The sequence below is a fragment of the Acidovorax sp. SUPP2825 genome, from assembly GCF_030158995.1.
Taxonomy (GTDB): Bacteria; Pseudomonadota; Gammaproteobacteria; order Burkholderiales; family Burkholderiaceae_C; genus Paracidovorax.
This window is the reverse complement of sequence record NZ_BQXK01000014.1, coordinates 1-15,821: the sequence shown is the minus strand read 5'-3', so window position 1 is coordinate 15,821 and position 15,821 is coordinate 1. Positions and strand designations below refer to the sequence as shown.

Here is a 15,821-nt window from a genome sequence, read left to right as displayed (position 1 = left end):
CGGCGCCACCGCGCCGGGCGGGCCATCGATCACAGCCCCAGCGCGCGGCGCCCGGCGGCGAGATAAACGCTGTCGTCCTGCGGCGTGTGCACGCGCCCGCACAGCACGTCGCGCAGGTGGCGTTCCAGCGGGTTTTTGCGCGCCAGGCCGTGGTTGCTGGTCAGCGCCAGGGCCGACTGCACCGCTTCGATGGCGTTGTGGGTGGTGATGGCCTTGACCAGCCCGCTCTCTTCGGAGGGCAGCGGAGCGCCGGTGTCGAGCGCGGCGGCCAGCGCGGCGATGAGCCGGTCGTTGGTGAACAGCAGGCCCTCGATGCGGCCCACCGCCTCCTGCGCGCGCGCCAGCGTGGCCAACGGCGCGCCCAGGCTGGCGGGCTTTCGGTCCTGCAGAAAACCCACCAGCCAGTGGCGCGCCGCGCGGGCCACACCGGTGTAGAGCGAACCCAGCATCACCGCCATCTCGGCCTGCATGGCGGGCTCGCCGCGCGCCCAGTCCTTGGGCAGCCGCAGCTCCAGCACGTGGTCGGCAGGCACCGCCACCTCATCGAACAGCACATCGTGGCTGCCGCTGGCCCGCAGGCCCAGGTGGTCCCATGTGGGCTCGATGCGCACACCGGGCTGGCCGGCCCGCACGAGGAAGGAGCCCGTGCGCGGCTCGGCATCGTCCGTGCGCGCCCACACCACGTACCAGCGCAGCGCCGGCGCGCCGGTGCTGTACACCTTGTGCCCGCTGAGCCGCCAGCCCTCTGCCGTGCGCCGCGCCACGGTGGCCGGCAGCCCGCCGCGCGCGGGCGAGCCCAGCTCGGGCTCCACCCGCAGCGCGTTGATGAGCGAAACGCCCTGCACCGCCTCCTGCACCAGCTGGCGGGCCCGCTCCACCGGCCAGGCATTACCCGGCCGGCCCATGCCGCGGTGCTGGATGTACTGCATCGTCAGCACCAGTGCCGTGGCGGGGCAGCCTTGCGCCACCGCGCCGATCACCTCGCCCAGTTGCGCGGCACTCGCGCCCTGCCCGCCCAGGGACCGGGGCGCAGCGAGCGCCAGCAGGCCGGCCTGCTGCAGATCGGCGAAGTTCTGGTGCGGAAAACTGGCCTCGCGGTCGTGCGCCGCCGCGCGCGCGCCGAACTCGGCGGCCAGCGTGCGGGCCCGCTGGCCGGCGGTGAGCGGTGCGTTCACTGCAGCACCCCGGGGTCTTCGCGCACCACGGTCTCGAACAGGCTCTTGAACGTGAAATGCGCCCCGCCCGGCCCGCCGATCTGGCCATGGGTGTGGCGCGCAACCTCGTGCCGGATGGGCTGCGGCGTGCCGGCGGCCTCGGCCAGCAACTGGGTGTGGCAGGCGTTTTCCAGCGCGATGTACCACCACGCGGCCGACTCCACGCTGGGCCCGGCCGTGAGGATGCCGTGGTTCTTCAGGATGACCGCCTTGCGCGCGCCCAGCGCCTCGCTGATCCGAAAGCCCTCGTCCGTTTCCCACACCACGCCCGTGAAGTCGTCGAACAGCGCATGGTCTTCGTAGAAGATGCAGGCGTCCTGCGACAGCGGATCGAGCGTGCGCCCCAGCGTGGACCATGCCTTGCCGTACGTGGAGTGCGTGTGCGCGGCGGCCACGATGTCGGGCCGCGCCTCGTGCAGCGCCGCGTGGATGGCGAATGCCGCGCGGTTGAGCGGCCCCTCGCCGATGGCGATCTCGCCGCGCGCGTTCACCAGCAGCAGGTCCGACACGCGGATGCGCGAGAAATGCAGGCCCAGCGGGTTCACCCAGAAGTGGTCGTGCCACTCGGGATCGCGCGCCGTGATGTGGCCCGCCAGCCCGTGGTCGAAGCCATGCCGCGCGAACAGCCGGAACGCCACGGCCAGTTGCTCCTGGCGGTGGCGGCGCTCGGCCTCGACCGTGGGGCGCGGCGGCGGCGCGTCGAACCAGTCCTTGCGCTGGGGATCGGGGCGGCGCTGCAGCGCGACGGTCGGGAGCGAGAGAACGGCGGACATCGTGGGATGGGCTTTCGGTCGGGAACGAGGGATGGGACTGCGCCCACCTTAGGAGCGCGCGGCGCCCCCACCAACGAAGAAAAGCGCGTGAACACATGCGGTTTCGGCATGAGGCGCACCCCGGGGGCCGGCGCGGCTTTTCCGCATGAGCTTGCTACGGATCCGTTGTTGGCGATGGCGCCCTCCGGCCGCACGCTCGGGCATTCGACTCAACCGCCCGAAGCGAGGACCTGCCATGCGCCCCGACACCGCCGCCCTTCCCCCGTCCCCGCAGCGCCGCGCGCTGCTGCAACGCTCGCTGGCCGCCGGTGCCGCCGCCGCGCTGGGCCTGCCGGCCCTGGCGCGGCCATCGGCCGCGGGGCCCGACTTGTCCGGCGTCACCTTGCGCATCGGCACCTACAAGGGCCTGTGGCGCCCGCTGATCAGCGCGGCCGGCCTGGCCGCCACGCCCTACCGCATCGAGTGGCGCGAGCTGAACAACGGCGTGCTGCACATCGAGGCCATCAACGGCGATGCGCTGGACCTGGGGTCGGGCAGCGAGATCCCGGCACTGTTCGCGGCGCGGCAAAAGGCCCAGGTACGCTTCGTGGCCGTGACGCGCGAGGACCTCAACAACCAGGTCACGCTGGCGCGCAAGGACGCGCCCATCCACCGCATCGCTGATTTGAAAGGCAAGCGCGTGGGCTATGTGCGGGCCACCACCTCGCATTACTTCCTGAGCCGCCAGCTGGCCGAGGTGGGCCTGTCGTTCGCGGACATCACGCCGGTCAGCCTCACGCCGTCCGACGGCCTGTCGGCCTTGGACCGGGGCGACCTGGATGCCTGGGCCATCTACGGCTACAACGGCCAGATCGCCCGGCTGCGCTACGGCGCGCGGGTGCTCAAGACCGGGGTGGGCTACCTGTCGGGCAACTTTCCGCTCTACGCCAACCCGCGCGCGGTGGCCGATCCACTGCGCCATGCGGCATTGGCCGACTACCTGCAGCGGCTGCGCCGCGCCTACCTGTGGGCCAATGGCAACTACCTGGACTACGCGCGGGCCCAGGCCGCCGAAACCCGGGTGCCGGTGGGCGATCTGATCGAGCTGTGGAACAACCGCAGCACCGACTACGACCTGCGCCCCGTGACCGAGGCCGTGGTGCAGGGCCACCAGTCCGTGGCCGATGCCTTCCTGCAACTGGGCGTGCTCGACGGCAAGGCCCAGGTGGCGCCGCTGTGGGACCGCAGCTTCGGCCCGGTGCTGGCGGGCGCGGACCCCGCCGCCGCCTGAGCACCGCGCGCCACACGCTCAGATCGCCGCAGCGGTGGCAGCCCCGCGCCCCGGCAGGCACCGCACGGCCAGGGCCGCGGCCGAAGCGGCGGTGGCCAGCGCCACCACCCCCAGCCAGCCCCATTGCGCCAGCGCCAGGCTGCCCAGCGCCGCACCGGCCGACATGCCCACGAACATGCCGGTGAACAGCAGCGCGTTCAGGCGGCTGCGGGCGGCGGGCTCAATGCCGTACACGATGGTCTGGTGCGCCACCAGCGTGGCCTGCACCCCGAAGTCGAACCCGATGGCGCTCGCCACGATCAGCCCCAGCTGGGCTTGCGGCGGCAGCCAGTGGGCCAGGCCCATGGCGGCGAACGAGACCACGGCCAGTCCGGCGCCGAGCCGCGTCACCCGCTCCGGGCCGCTGCGGTCGGCGATGCGGCCGGCCAGCGGCGCGGCCAGGGCACCCGCCGCGCCGGCCAGGCCGAAAGCGCCAGCGGCTGCGCTGCCCAGATGGAACGAGCCATGCAGCATCACGGCCAGGGTGGACCAGAAGGCGCTGAAGCCCACCGACAGCAATCCCTGTGCCCAGGCGGCGCGGCGCAGCGCGCCATGGCGGCGCCACAGTGCGGCCATCGATCCGATCAACGCCCGGTACGGCAGCGGCGTGGTGGGCGCAAAGCTGGGCAGGCCTTTCCAGGCAGCCACGCCGATCAGCGCGATCGACACGGCAGCGGCCACGTACACGGCGCGCCAGCCGAAGTGCTCGGCCACGAAACCGCTCACCACCCGCGACAGCAAAATGCCCAGCAGCAGCCCGGTCATCACCGTGCCCACCACCTTGCCGCGATGGGCCACCGGGGCCAGCGTGGCCGCGGCCGGCACCACGTCCTGGGCCAGCGTGGCCGACAGGCCGATGGCCAGGCTGGCAACGAGCAGCCAACCGATGCCGGGAGCGAACCCGCTCATCAGCAACGCCAGGGCCAGCACGGCGGCCTTGGCCAAAATGATGCGGCGGCGGTCGTAGCGGTCGCCCAGCGGGGCCAGAAACAAGATGCCCAGCGCATAGCCCAGCTGCGTGAGCGTGGGCACCAGGCCCACGGCGCGCTCGCTGGCGTGGATGTCCGGGCCCAGCACGCCCAGCATGGGCTGGCTGTAGTAGAGCGAGGCCACGCTCAAGCCCGCGGCAGTGGCCAGCAGCAGCAACAGCGGCGCCGGCACGCCCGTGGAAGGACCACCCGTCTCAGCGGCTGCATGCAGGTTTTGAATGGAAGACATGGGGAAGACCCTTGAATGGAAGCGATGGGCCGGAGTTTGTGCGAACCGCCTCGCTCTGGGTAGTGGGCTCATGCGCACATCTGCTATACGCTTGGCGTATGAAGCAAGCCTCTGCCACGGCCTCCCTTGCCGGCGTCGATCGCATCGAACTCATGCAGACCTTCGTGCGCATCGTCGAAGCCGGCAACCTCTCCGCCGCCGCCCAGCAACTGGGTACCACCCAGCCCACGGTGAGCCGCAGGCTCCAGGCGCTGGAGCGGTCGCTGGGGCTCAGGCTGCTGCAGCGTTCCACCCATGTCATGAAGCTCACCGAAGACGGCGAGCGCTGCTTCGCGCATGCCAAGGCGCTGCTGGACGACTGGCGTGCGATGGAGGCCGACCTGCGGGGCGCGCACGACACACCGCGCGGCACACTGCGTGTGCTGGTGCCCCATGCCTTCGGGCAGGAGCAGCTCATCGCCCCGTTGGCGGACTACCTGCGGCAGTATCCCGAGGTGTCGGTCGAATGGCTGCTGCACGACCGCCGGCCCGACTTCATCGCCGAGGGCATCGACTGCGCAGTGCAGGTCGGGGCGGTGGACGACCCCTCGGTGGTCGCCATCCACCTGGCCGAGGTGCCGCGCATCGTCGTCGCGGCGCCGCAACTGCTGCCGGGCGGCGCCGTGCCCGAGCACGCGAGCGCGCTGCGCGACCTGCCCTGGCTGGCCCTGCGCACCTACTACCAACGCGAGGTGTCCCTCACCCGCGTGCCGGACGGCGCGGTGGAGCGCTTCGCCATCCACCCGCGCATGGGCACCGACAGCCTCTATGCCCTGCGCAGCGCGGCGCTGGCGGGCCTGGGCGCGGCAGTGGCCTCCGCCTGGGCGGTGGAGGCCGACCTGCGCCAGGGCCGCCTGCGGCACCTGGCGCCCGCGTGGCAGGCGGCGCCGCTGCCGGTGTACCTGGTCTATCCGCATGCCCGGTTCTATCCGGCGCGGCTGCGGCGGTTTCTGGATGCGATGCGCGCTACCTTGCCAACCTTGACCGGCATGCGAGCGCCAGGTGGAGCCGGGTGACAGGGCCGGCCTACCAGGACGAATAGAATGCGAATGGTTCGCATCCCTGTCCTCCGCCTTCGCTTGCCCACATGCCCACTTCACTGCACCCTGCGGCCGTCGCCACCGTTGACGCGATCTATCGGTCCCACCACGGTTGGCTTCTCGGTTGGTTCCAGCGGCGGCTGGGCAGCGCGTGCCAGGCGGCCGATCTTGCGCACGACACCTTCCTTCGCCTGATGGCGTCGCGCGATGTGGCGGCGCTGCGCGAACCGGGTGCTTTCCTGCGCACCCTGGCGCATGGCGTGGTGGTGAACCACTGGCGGCGGATCGACATCGAGCGTGCCTGGGCCGCGGCAGTCTCGGCTCAGCCTGAGCCGGTCACCCCGTCCCCGGAGGAGCGCGCGGTGGCGCTCGAGACACTGTGCCGCATCGACGAAATGCTCGATCGGCTCAATCCCAAGGCACGCAGCGCCTTCCTGCTATCGCAGCTCGACGGCCTGGGCTACGCCCAGATCGGCGAGCAACTCGGGGTATCGGAGCGGATGGTCAAGAAATACATGGCCCAGGCGATGCTGCAGTGTCTTTTGCTGGCAGGCGAATGACGGAGGCGGGGGAGGCGTCCCCCTCCTTCGAGGACCTGCAGCAGGCGGCAGATTGGTTCGCCGTGCTGCAGGGCGGCGCAGTCAGCGAAGAGGAACGGCAGGAATGGCAGCGCTGGCTGGACACCGGGCCCCGCCAACGTGCGGCCTGGGACCAGGTGCTGGCCGTGGCGGACGTCTTCGCCGGCGCTGCCAACCCTTTGGCGCGGCAGGTGCTGGAGCGCCGCCCTGCCGTATCGCGGCAACGGCGCACCGTGCGGCGCGCGCTGCTGGTGGCGCCCGCAGCGGTCCTTGCCGGCTGGGCGGTGTCGCAGCTTGGCCCTTGGCGCGGATGGGTCGCTGCCTATCGGACCGACACGGGAGAGCAGCGCGCCGTCGCCTTGTCCGACGGCAGCGAACTGTGGCTCAACACGGCGACGGCCCTGGATGTCGATTACTCCGCCACGCTGCGCCGCCTTGTGCTTCATCGGGGGGAGGTGCTCATCACCTCCGGCCATGACCCTTCCAGTCCGCCAAGGCCCTTGGTGGTGGATGTGGCACCCGGAAGGCTCACGGCGCTGGGCACCCGTTTTTCCGTGCGCTACCAAGATGACGGCGGTGTCAGCGTGGATGTGTTCGAGGGTGCGGTACGCGTGGCACCCCGAGGCCGAGGCGAGCCGGTCGTCGTCCCTGCAGGGCGCGGCGCGCTGCTGCTTCACGACCGGGTGCACCTGACGCCAGGACAGGCAGGCGCGCTACCGGACTGGCAGCGCGGCATGTTGGTGGCTGACGGCATGCGGCTGGGCGACTTCATTGCCGAGCTGCGCCGCTACCGGCGCGGTTACCTGGCCTGCGCGCCGGAGGTGGCGGATTTGCGCATCGTCGGCTCTTATCCGCTCGCGGATACCGACCGCATCCTGTCGGCCCTGCAGGCCACCTTGCCGGTGCAAGTCCGCCAGACCATGCCCTGGTGGACCGTGGTCGAGGCCCGCGCCAGTCCGGCCGCAGGAGCTGCCGCGCGTTGATTTTTTGGGCAGCGGGGTTCCCCTTTCGCGGGTTGGATTGGCATACCCCATGCCGACCCAACTTTTTTTCTGAACCCACCGCCACCATGCCTGCCTACCCGACCTTGCCACGCCGTCTTTCGGTTTCACCCCTGCTGCGCCCAGTGCGCCCCCGTGCGCTGCGGTTCGCCGCAGTCGCGGCGGTGCCTCTCGCGGCCTGCATCGCGGCCATGCCGGTGCAGTCCCAAACCGCGGCGCCTGCCGCACGGGACTACGCCATCGCCGCCGGTCCATTGAGCACGGTGCTGAGCCAGTTCGCGGGCCAGTCCGGTATCTTGCTGTCGTCGAGCGCAGCCCTCACCGAGGGCATTGCCAGCGCGGGCGTGCGCGGGCGCCTGACCGTGGACGAGGGCCTGGCCCTCGCTTTGGAAGGCACCGGCCTGCGGGCTGTGGCGGCCCCCGGCGGGATCTACACCTTGCAACGCAGCGCACCCACTGCTGCCATGCCCGAAGTGCGCGTCACAGGCCAACGTCCGGCAGCGAGCGCTGCGACCCTGGCGCCGGTGACCGTCACCGCGGCCGCAGAGGTGGAGTCGGGCAAGGGCCCAGGCACCGGTTTCGTCGCACGCCGGGCCACTGGCGGTACCAAGACCGACACGCCGCTGATGGAAACACCCCAGTCCATCTCGGTCGTCACGCGCGGCCAGATGGAATCCCAGGGGGCCACCACGCTGGTGGAAAGCCTGCGCTACACGCCGGGGATCGTCGCGCAGTACGGAAACACCGATTTGCGCTACGACTGGTTCACCCTGCGCGGCTTCACCCCGCCGGCGCGCTACCTCGACAACCTGCGCCTTCCCTTCGGTGCGCGTGGCTATTCGCAGCCCCGCATCGAACCCTGGGGACTGGAGCGCACCGAAGTCGTCAAGGGACCGTCGTCCGTTCTGTACGGGCAAGCCGCGCCAGGCGGGCTCATCAACATGGTCAGCAAGCGCCCGACCGTGGTGCCGGTGCGCGAGATCGAACTGCAGGCGGGCAGCCACGAGCGCAAGCAGGCCGCCTTCGACCTCGGCGGGGCATTGGACGCCGACGGCGTCTGGAGCTATCGGCTGGTGGGCCTGCGCCGCGAAGCCGACACCTCGTTCGATGCGGTATCGGAGAAGAAGACCTACTTCGCTCCGTCACTGACGTTTCGCCCGGCGGATGCGACCCAGGTCACCCTGCTGGGCCAGTGGCAGTCCCTCGATTCGCCCGGCGGAGGCGGGGCACCCGCCCTGCCCGCTGCGGGCACGTTGGATACCAGCAGGTATGCCGCGCTGCCGACCCGCACCTTCGTCGGCGAGCCAGGCTTCGACCGCTACCAGAATCGGCAGCGCTTCGTCGGCTACGAAGTGGAGCACCGCCTTGCAAGCGACCTCACGCTGCGGCAGAACCTGCGTTACGGCAAGGTCACGGCAGAAACGCGCCGCATCCAGGCCTTCTGCCAGGGCGCCTGCAACCCCGCGGCCCTGGCACGCTATGCCTGGGCTTTTCCGGAAGCGGCGGACCTGTGGACCGTGGACACGCAGGCGCAGGCCGATGTCCGCACCGGCTCGGTGGCGCACACCGTGCTGGCCGGCATCGACTTTTCGGACGAGCGGGCGGCCTATGACGAGAGCAACCTGCGTGTGCTTGCCAGGCCTTTCAACGCCTACGAGCCGGTGTACGGCACCGACAGCGGCGTGGTGCCGACGGTGGGCAGCCATATTGAACAAAAGCGTCGCCAGGTGGGTGTTTATGCGCAGGACCAGATGCGGTGGCAGCGCTGGACCGGCGTGTTCGCCGGCCGATACGACCGGGCAGACACGGCCACCCGCACGCTGACCACGGCCACCGGCCGGTCGGTGGCCACGAACCAGGAAGACGGCCAATGGACCGGCCGCGCCGCGCTCATGTACACGTTGGACGGCGGCGTGGTGCCCTACATCAGCTACTCCACCTCGTTTCAGCCTGCGGCTGGCACCGACCGGCTCGGCGGGGTCTTTGATCCCACGACCGGGCGTCAGGCCGAAGTGGGCGTGAAGTACCAGCCGGAGGGATCGCCCGCCATGTTCACGGCCTCCGTTTACGAGCTGACCCAGCGCAATGTGCTCACGCCGGATCCGCTCAGCCGGTCGTTCAACGAGCAGACGGGCGAGGTGCGGGTGCGCGGACTGGAGCTGGAGGCGCGTGGCCCCCTCGCCCGGGGCCTGGACGCCATTGCCTCCTATGCCTACACCGACAGCCGCGTCACGCGTGCCAACGCCAACGCGGCCGGCACCAGCATCCAGAACAATCGGTTCGCCTTCGTGCCGCGGCAGCAGGCGGCGCTGTGGCTGGACTATGCGCTGCAAAGCGAAGACTTCGCTGGCCTGTCGGTGGGCGCGGGTGCGCGGCACACGGGCAGCAGCTATGGGGACAACGCCAACCTCTTCCTCGTCCCCAGCGTCACGCTGTTCGACGCCGCCATCCGCTGGGACCTTGGCCGGGTGCAGGCATCGCTCAAAGGCGTGCGGCTGGCACTGAATGTGGCCAACCTCACCGACAAGCGGTACGTGGCCTCGTGCATCGCATCCACGGGGTGCTACTACGGCGAGCGGCGCAGCGTCTATCTGACGGCGCGCTATAGCTGGTGATCCAGAACTGCGAGCGCGGTGGGCTGCCCTGAGCACACCGCGCTCGGAGACGCGGACACGACGGAATCAGGCCACCTTCAACGCCGCCCGATTGGCATTCACCCGATCCCGCTCGGCCACCTTCGCCCGCACCAGCGGCAACAGTTCGCGGCCGTACTCGATCGCATCCACCAGGGGGTCGAAGCCGCGGATCAGGAACGTGGTGATCCCTAAGTCGTAGTACTTGAGCAGCGCGTCGGCCACCTGCTCGGGCGTGCCCACGAGCGAGGTGGAGTTGGACCGACCGCCGGTCTCGCGCGCGATGGCCGTCCACAGCCGCTCGTCCACGCGGTCGCCCTTGGCCGCATCGGCCAGCAGGCGCTGCGCACCCTCGCTCTGCTGCGGTCCGGCGCCGCGCGCGTGGCCCTGGGGCACGCCCAGGCGGCGGGTGGTTTCCAGGATCTGGTCCGCGCGGGCCCAGGCCTCTTCCTCGGTGCGGCCCAGGATGGGGCGGAACGAGATGCTGAATTCGATGTGCCGGCCATGCTGCGCGGCCTCGGCGCGCACCTGGCGCACCAGGTCGCCGGCCTGGGCGAGCGACTCGCCCCACAGGGCATACACGTCGGCATGCTTGCCGGCCACCTTCAGCGCGGGCGCGGAGGCGCCGCCGAAGTAGATGGGCACATAGGGCGCCTGCAGCGGCTTGACCTCGGACGCGGCGGCTTTCACCTGGTAGTAGGTGCCGTGGTGGTCGAAGGGGCTGTCCTCGGTCCACACGCGCCGCAGCAGCGTGAGGTATTCGTCGGTGCGGGCATAGCGCTCGTCGTGGCCCAGGAAATCGCCGTCGCGTTGCTGGTCGGCATCGGAGCCGCCCGAGATGTAGTGCACCGCCACACGGCCGCCGGTGTAGTGGTCCAGCGTGGCCAGCTGGCGCGCGGCCAGGGTCGGCGCCACGAAGCCGGGGCGGTGCGCCAGCAGGAAGGCGATTTTCTGCGTCGCCGAGGCGGCGTAGGCCACGGTCAGCAGCGTGTCGGGGCCGGTGCCGCTGGCCGGCACCAGGATGCGGTCGAAGCCCGCGTGCTCATGCGCCTGGGCAAAGGCCCGCACGTACGCCGGGTCCACGGCCGGGCCCTTGCGGGCGATGGTTTCTGACACCTCGTGCGGCTGGATCATGCCGATGAACTGGACACCCATGGAGACTCCTTGAAGGAACGTGAGACAGACAGCGAGCCACCGATGATGGGCATCGCGCCCACCCGCGCCAAAGAAGAAAAACGCCTGTGGTCATTCGGTTTCTGCCGGGGCGCCGTGGGTCCGGGTTGCTGGAGGAAAGAAGAAAAACATGCATGCATATGAAAAACCCGCTTCCCTTGCCGGTGGCCGGGCTGGTGCAATGGCGGCATGCCAACCGCCTCCTCGCCCACCGCCCCCGTGAACAACCCGCCCAACACGGCCCGCCTGCGCCACTTCGTGCAGCAGATCGCCGCCCTGCTGGAGCCCTGCCCGGCCGAGCCCGACATCCTCGCGCGCGGAAGCGCCCTGCTGGCCGACCTGGTCTCGCACGACGACTGGCTGCCGCCGGAATATGCCCAGCCTGATCCCGAGCGTTACCAGCAATACCTGCTGCATGCCGATGCGCTGGGGCGCTTTTCGGTGGTGAGCTTCGTCTGGGGTCCGGGCCAGGCCACGCCCATCCACGACCACACGGTGTGGGGCCTGGTGGGCATGCTGCGCGGCGCGGAGCTGTCTCAGGCCTACGGGCAGGACGGCGATGGCCGGTGGCAGCCCCGCGGCGCCCCCCACCAGCTGCAGCCGGGCGACACCGAGGCCGTCTCGCCCACCATCGGCGACGTGCACCGCGTGAGCAACGCGCTGGCCGACGCGACCTCCATCAGCATCCACGTGTACGGCGCCAACATCGGGGCAGTGCAGCGGTCGGTGTACCGCGAGGACGGCTCCGTGCGCCCCTTCGTCTCCGGCTACAGCAACGCCACCCTGCCCAACCTCTGGAACCAGCCGCTCGCCGGCCCGGCCTCCCACACCGCTCCCTCCGCCTCCGCCGCCCCATGAGTGCCATGACCGATACCGCCGCCTTTGCCACCACCCGCCCCCACCAGGTCCGCCAGGCCCTGCTCGACCAGCAGGAGATCGCACTGCTCGACGTGCGCGAAGAGGCCCCGTTCGCCGAAGGCCACCCGCTCTTCGCCGCCAACCTGCCCGCCGGGCGGATCGAGCTGGACGCCTGGACCCGCATTCCCCGCCGGACCACGCCCATCGTGGTGTACGACCACGGCGAAGGCCTGGCCGAGCCTGCGGCGCGCACCCTGCGCGCGCTGGGCTACAGCGACGTGTCGCTGCTGGAAGGCGGCCTGCAGGGCTGGAAGGAGGCCGGCGGCGAGCTCTTCATCGACGTGAACGTGCCCAGCAAGGCCTTCGGCGAACTGGTGGAGAGCGAACGCCACACGCCCTCGCTGCCGGCCGAGGAGGTGCAGGCGCTGCTGCAGGCCAAGGCCGACGTGGTGGTGCTGGATGCGCGCCGCTTCGACGAATACCAGACCATGAACATCCCGGGCGGCATCAGCGTGCCCGGTGCGGAACTGGTGCTGCGCGCCCAGGCGCTCGCGCCCGACCCGGCCACCCGCATCATCGTGAACTGCGCCGGGCGCACGCGCAGCATCATCGGCACGCAGTCGCTGGTGAACGCGGGCCTGCCCAATCCGGTGGCCGCGTTGCGCAACGGCACCATCGGCTGGCTGCTGGCCGGCCAGACGCTGGAGCATGGCGCCGACCGCCGCTTCCTGCCCGTGCCGCCGGAGCAGCGCGCCGCTGCCGCCGCCCGCGCCCGTGCGGTGGCGGACCGCGCCGGCGTGCGCCGGGCCAGCCCGGCCGATCTCACCCACTTCGCCGCCGAAGCCGGCCGCACCACCTACCGCTTCGACGTGCGCACGCCCGAGGAGTACGAGGCCGGGCACCTGCCCGGGTTTCGCAGCGCGCCGGGCGGCCAGCTCGTGCAGGAAACCGACCATGCGGCGCCCGTGCGCGGCGCCCGCATCGTGCTGGCCGACGACGATGGCACGCGAGCGAACATGACCGCGTCCTGGCTCGCCCAGATGGGCTGGGACGTGTGGGTGCTGGACGGCGCCGATCCTGCCGCCGCGCTGGAGACGGGCCAGCCCCCGCCGCTCGCGCCCGAGCCGCACGGGCCGCTGACCTGGGTCGCGCCGCGGCAGCTCGCCCGCTGGCTGCGCGAGGAGCCCGAGGGGCACACGGTGGTGCTGGACTTCACCGCGAGTGCCGCCTATGTGCGGCGCCACATTCCGGGCGCCTGGTTCGTCCTGCGGTCGCAACTGGCCCAGGCGCTGGCGCACATACCGGCCGGCAGCCGCTACGTGCTGACCTGTGGCACCAGCGCCCTCGCCCGCCATGCCGCCGAAGCCGTCGCCCGGCTGACCGGCGCGCCCACGGCCGTGCTGCAAGGCGGCACCTTGGCATGGATCGAAGAAAACCTGCCCCTGGAGCACGGCGAATCGCGCCTGGCCTCCCCACGCATCGACCGCTATCGCCGCCCCTACGAAGGCACCGACGCCCCGCGCGAAGCCATGCAGGGCTATCTGGACTGGGAGTTCGGACTGGTGGAGCAACTGGCGCGCGACGGCACGCACGGCTTTGCGGTCGCCTGAAGGAATTGCTATTTAATTGATAGCATTAAAGGCATGAAACCCTAGGGCATCGGGCCCAAAAGGCTTCAGGCTTTCAGCCTTGAGTTCTGCCACCGCCTGCGGCGCCAATGCAGGGCCTCAGCACCGCCTCGAAATCGTTCATCGCCTGCGCCGCGCCCAGGTCGGCGAGGTAGGCACCGCCGGCCTTGAGGGTCAGCGTGGCCTCGCCGCCCCCGGGCGGGCGCTCGATGCGCATGCGAAAGCCGCTGCGGTTCCACTCCGGAAAGTGGCCCGACTCCAGCAGGCCCTGTGCATCGTCCCTGCGCGTGATCCCCGGCCACGCACTGCTGGCCTCGGACATGCGCGCCAGGCTGGCCGCAGCGCAGTCGAACAGGCGCGGGGTGGGCAGGTCGGCGGGCACGGCCAGAACGCGCGATGCGCTTGGCGGATAGCCGGCCGTGCCGGTCAGCGCGCAGCCCGACAGCACGCAGGCCAGGCCGGCCGCCACGCCCATGGCGGGCCATCGCACCCTGCAACGGAGTGGCGTCGCGCTGTCTGGCATGGCGGTTCCTTCGGGTGAGAGATTTCGGGGCCCTAATGGACCACGCCGGGCCATTCCAGCCAACCCCCCTTCGGTGGGGGGGCACGAAATCGCCATGGCGCGGGGGCAGCGGGCCCAGGCGGAGCGGCTCACTACAATCGGCCCGCCATGTACAACCGCCACGATCCCCGCGTCCTGCCCATGCGCGACGGGGTGAGCCCCAGTTGCGTGGCGCTGCCCTCGACTGGCGAAGGCAGCCTGCTGGACTTTCTGGTGGAGCGCTTGCCCGCCGTGGGCCGCGAAGGCTGGCTGCAGCGCATGGCCGCGCGCGAAGTGGTCGACGAGTTCGGCGTGCCGGCCACGGCCGAGCGGCCCTTCGTTCCCGGCATCCGGCTGTACTACTACCGGGCCCTGGAGCAGGAAACCACCATTCCCTTCGAGGAAGCCGTTCTCTACCGGGACGACCACATCCTCGTGGCCGACAAGCCGCATTTCCTGCCCGTGGTGCCCACGGGCCGCTACCTGCAGCACACGCTGCTGGTGCGGCTCAAGCGCCGCCTGAACCTGCCCGACCTCACCCCCGTACACCGCATCGACCGCGACACCGCCGGGCTGGTGCTGTTTTCGGTGCAGCGCGAAACGCGCGGTGCCTACCAGGCCCTGTTCCGCGACCGCCGCATCGCCAAGACTTATGAAGCCGTCGCGCCGTGGCGCGACGACCTGGCCTTTCCCCGCGAGCACGCCAGCCGCATGGAGGAAAGCCCGCAGTTCTTTCGCATGCAGGAAGTGCCGGGAGAAACCAACACGCTCACGCGCATCGAGGTGCTGCAGGTGGTCGGCGCCTGGGCCCGCTACCGCCTGTCGCCGGTGACGGGCAAGCGCCACCAGTTGCGCGTGCACATGGCCGCGCTGGGGCTGCCGCTGCGCGGCGACGCGTTCTATCCCGTGGTCAACGATCCGCCCGAAGGCGACTTTTCGCAGCCGCTGCAGTTGCTGGCGCGGTCGCTGGTGTTCGACGATCCGGTGACGGGCGCCGCGCGGCGTTTCGACAGCGCCCGCGAACTGCGGCCGCTGGACGGAGGGGTGGATCGATCAAATCGCGCCCCGCCGTGCCTATAATCCGCACCGCTGCGGGTGTAGTTCAATGGTAGAACGGCAGCTTCCCAAGCTTCATACGAGGGTTCGATTCCCTTCACCCGCTCCATCTCTTGTAAGTCGTTGATTCATAACGATTTTTTCCAATAGATGAAGAACGCAACTCACACCTAGAACTCACACAGTTGCTAGAAATTTAGGCAGTTGGAGCTTCCAACATGCCGATCCCCATGCCCCGGCTCATCCGGGACAAAAAGTCAGGTGTCTACTTCTTCAGGGTGGTCCTGCCTCGCGCAGTCGCAGGTACACAACAGAAGTGCCTGTATTTCTCCCTCAAAACTCGTGAAAATAAGGTAGCAAGGGCAAAAGCTGCCGTATTGAACCTGCGAGTTGAAATGACCAAGCCATTTATTAATCTGGATAATATTCGGGAGCTGATTAATATTGACCTGAAAAATGGAATTTTTCAGGCTGATACCGCTGAAGAGCAGGAGCGCGGATTGAAAATCCTGGAGGCGATGGGCAAAGCCCACGCTGCTGGTTATTCACTGCAAGCAGCACCAGTTAATAATATCAAAATCACTACTTATGATGAGGCGGTGGCTGGTTTCCTGTCTGAGCTCACCCCCACCCTCAAGAGTACAACGGTCTACAAATACAAAAAATCCTTTGAGTTTTTCCGCAATTATTTTTCAAGCGTAGATATCAACTCCTACTCAAAAGAAGATATTAAAACCTTCAAAAATAAGATGCTGGCAGA

14 protein-coding genes and 1 tRNA gene are annotated in these 15,821 nt (G+C 69.7%); 10 read left to right on the top strand and 5 right to left on the bottom strand.

Annotation, left to right across the window (positions count from 1 at the left end):
* Positions 1 to 29: 29 nt before the first annotated feature.
* Both AVAK2825_RS17360 and AVAK2825_RS17355 read right to left on the bottom strand, forming a co-directional pair.
* Positions 30 to 1,175 (bottom strand): acyl-CoA dehydrogenase family protein, encoded by a 1,146-nt coding sequence (locus tag AVAK2825_RS17360; protein WP_284401154.1) that lies wholly within the window; start codon positions 1,173 to 1,175, stop codon positions 30 to 32.
* Entirely contained in the window at positions 1,172 to 1,987 is an 816-nt protein-coding gene (locus tag AVAK2825_RS17355) for a class II aldolase/adducin family protein (protein WP_284401153.1), read from the bottom strand. The genes AVAK2825_RS17360 and AVAK2825_RS17355 overlap by 4 nt, the downstream gene beginning before the upstream one ends.
* A gap of 235 nt (positions 1,988 to 2,222) precedes the next feature.
* On the opposite strand from AVAK2825_RS17355, the gene AVAK2825_RS17350 reads away from it, so the two are divergent.
* Positions 2,223 to 3,257, top strand: coding sequence for an ABC transporter substrate-binding protein (locus AVAK2825_RS17350; RefSeq protein WP_284401152.1), 1,035 nt, complete (start codon positions 2,223 to 2,225; stop codon positions 3,255 to 3,257).
* An 18-nt stretch (positions 3,258 to 3,275) separates the two neighbouring features.
* On the opposite strand, the gene AVAK2825_RS17345 is transcribed toward AVAK2825_RS17350, so the two are convergent.
* On the bottom strand, positions 3,276 to 4,514 hold the full coding sequence (locus AVAK2825_RS17345) for an MFS transporter (protein WP_284401149.1): 1,239 nt from the start codon (positions 4,512 to 4,514) through the stop codon (positions 3,276 to 3,278).
* Positions 4,515 to 4,612: 98 nt separating this feature from the next.
* Here AVAK2825_RS17345 and AVAK2825_RS17340 point away from each other — a divergent pair, with 98 nt between their 5' ends.
* The 4 genes from AVAK2825_RS17340 to AVAK2825_RS17325 all read left to right on the top strand — a co-directional run bounded on the left by AVAK2825_RS17340 (position 4,613) and on the right by AVAK2825_RS17325 (position 9,787).
* Entirely contained in the window at positions 4,613 to 5,569 is a 957-nt protein-coding gene (locus AVAK2825_RS17340; protein WP_284401147.1) for a LysR family transcriptional regulator, read from the top strand.
* A gap of 71 nt (positions 5,570 to 5,640) precedes the next feature.
* On the top strand, positions 5,641 to 6,153 hold the full coding sequence (locus tag AVAK2825_RS17335; protein WP_284401145.1) for a sigma-70 family RNA polymerase sigma factor: 513 nt from the start codon (positions 5,641 to 5,643) through the stop codon (positions 6,151 to 6,153).
* Entirely contained in the window at positions 6,150 to 7,154 is a 1,005-nt protein-coding gene (locus AVAK2825_RS17330; RefSeq protein ID WP_284401143.1) for a FecR family protein, read from the top strand. The genes AVAK2825_RS17335 and AVAK2825_RS17330 overlap by 4 nt, the downstream gene beginning before the upstream one ends.
* Positions 7,155 to 7,240: 86 nt before the next feature.
* Positions 7,241 to 9,787: a TonB-dependent siderophore receptor gene (locus AVAK2825_RS17325; protein ID WP_284401141.1), complete on the top strand. Its 2,547-nt coding sequence runs from the start codon at positions 7,241 to 7,243 to the stop codon at positions 9,785 to 9,787.
* Between the two features lie 66 nt (positions 9,788 to 9,853).
* Here the strand turns inward: AVAK2825_RS17325 and AVAK2825_RS17320 are convergent, their stop codons facing one another.
* Positions 9,854 to 10,960, bottom strand: coding sequence for an LLM class flavin-dependent oxidoreductase (locus AVAK2825_RS17320; RefSeq protein ID WP_284401139.1), 1,107 nt, complete (start codon positions 10,958 to 10,960; stop codon positions 9,854 to 9,856).
* 207 nt (positions 10,961 to 11,167) lie between these two features.
* Here AVAK2825_RS17320 and AVAK2825_RS17315 point away from each other — a divergent pair, with 207 nt between their 5' ends.
* Positions 11,168 to 11,836 carry a cysteine dioxygenase family protein gene (locus AVAK2825_RS17315; RefSeq protein WP_284401138.1) on the top strand — a complete coding sequence of 223 codons (669 nt, stop codon included), beginning with the start codon at positions 11,168 to 11,170 and terminating at the stop codon, positions 11,834 to 11,836.
* 5 nt (positions 11,837 to 11,841) lie between these two features.
* Complete coding sequence (locus tag AVAK2825_RS17310; protein WP_284401135.1) at positions 11,842 to 13,446, top strand: rhodanese-related sulfurtransferase; 1,605 nt, start codon at positions 11,842 to 11,844, stop codon at positions 13,444 to 13,446.
* A 73-nt stretch (positions 13,447 to 13,519) separates the two neighbouring features.
* Here AVAK2825_RS17310 and AVAK2825_RS17305 read toward each other — a convergent pair whose 3' ends face one another.
* Positions 13,520 to 13,987, bottom strand: a complete 468-nt coding sequence (locus tag AVAK2825_RS17305) for a hypothetical protein (protein WP_284401133.1) — start codon at positions 13,985 to 13,987, stop codon at positions 13,520 to 13,522.
* 147 nt (positions 13,988 to 14,134) lie between these two features.
* On the opposite strand from AVAK2825_RS17305, the gene AVAK2825_RS17300 reads away from it, so the two are divergent.
* The 3 genes from AVAK2825_RS17300 to AVAK2825_RS17290 form a co-directional block, all read left to right on the top strand.
* Positions 14,135 to 15,085, top strand: coding sequence for a pseudouridine synthase (locus AVAK2825_RS17300; RefSeq protein ID WP_284401131.1), 951 nt, complete (start codon positions 14,135 to 14,137; stop codon positions 15,083 to 15,085).
* Positions 15,086 to 15,096: 11 nt separating this feature from the next.
* Positions 15,097 to 15,170 (top strand) — tRNA-Gly (locus AVAK2825_RS17295).
* Positions 15,171 to 15,291: 121 nt separating this feature from the next.
* Positions 15,292 to 15,821 (top strand): DUF6538 domain-containing protein (locus AVAK2825_RS17290; RefSeq protein WP_284401128.1); only part of this gene is annotated, 530 nt, incomplete at its 3' end.

What these genes read in the sequence shown, in the direction of transcription:
- AVAK2825_RS17310 (WP_284401135.1), top strand. Translation starts at nt 11,842, where the DNA reads ATGACCGATACCGCCGCCTTTGCCACCACCCGCCCCCACCAGGTCCGC.
- AVAK2825_RS17325 (WP_284401141.1), top strand. Translation starts at nt 7,241, where the DNA reads ATGCCTGCCTACCCGACCTTGCCACGCCGTCTTTCGGTTTCACCCCTG.
- AVAK2825_RS17315 (WP_284401138.1), top strand. Translation starts at nt 11,168, where the DNA reads ATGCCAACCGCCTCCTCGCCCACCGCCCCCGTGAACAACCCGCCCAAC.
- AVAK2825_RS17335 (WP_284401145.1), top strand. Translation starts at nt 5,641, where the DNA reads ATGCCCACTTCACTGCACCCTGCGGCCGTCGCCACCGTTGACGCGATC.
- AVAK2825_RS17305 (WP_284401133.1), bottom strand. Translation starts at nt 13,987, where the DNA reads ATGCCAGACAGCGCGACGCCACTCCGTTGCAGGGTGCGATGGCCCGCC.
- AVAK2825_RS17300 (WP_284401131.1), top strand. Translation starts at nt 14,135, where the DNA reads ATGTACAACCGCCACGATCCCCGCGTCCTGCCCATGCGCGACGGGGTG.
- AVAK2825_RS17350 (WP_284401152.1), top strand. Translation starts at nt 2,223, where the DNA reads ATGCGCCCCGACACCGCCGCCCTTCCCCCGTCCCCGCAGCGCCGCGCG.
- AVAK2825_RS17320 (WP_284401139.1), bottom strand. Translation starts at nt 10,960, where the DNA reads ATGGGTGTCCAGTTCATCGGCATGATCCAGCCGCACGAGGTGTCAGAA.
- AVAK2825_RS17345 (WP_284401149.1), bottom strand. Translation starts at nt 4,514, where the DNA reads ATGTCTTCCATTCAAAACCTGCATGCAGCCGCTGAGACGGGTGGTCCT.
- AVAK2825_RS17340 (WP_284401147.1), top strand. Translation starts at nt 4,613, where the DNA reads ATGAAGCAAGCCTCTGCCACGGCCTCCCTTGCCGGCGTCGATCGCATC.
- AVAK2825_RS17330 (WP_284401143.1), top strand. Translation starts at nt 6,150, where the DNA reads ATGACGGAGGCGGGGGAGGCGTCCCCCTCCTTCGAGGACCTGCAGCAG.
- AVAK2825_RS17355 (WP_284401153.1), bottom strand. Translation starts at nt 1,987, where the DNA reads ATGTCCGCCGTTCTCTCGCTCCCGACCGTCGCGCTGCAGCGCCGCCCC.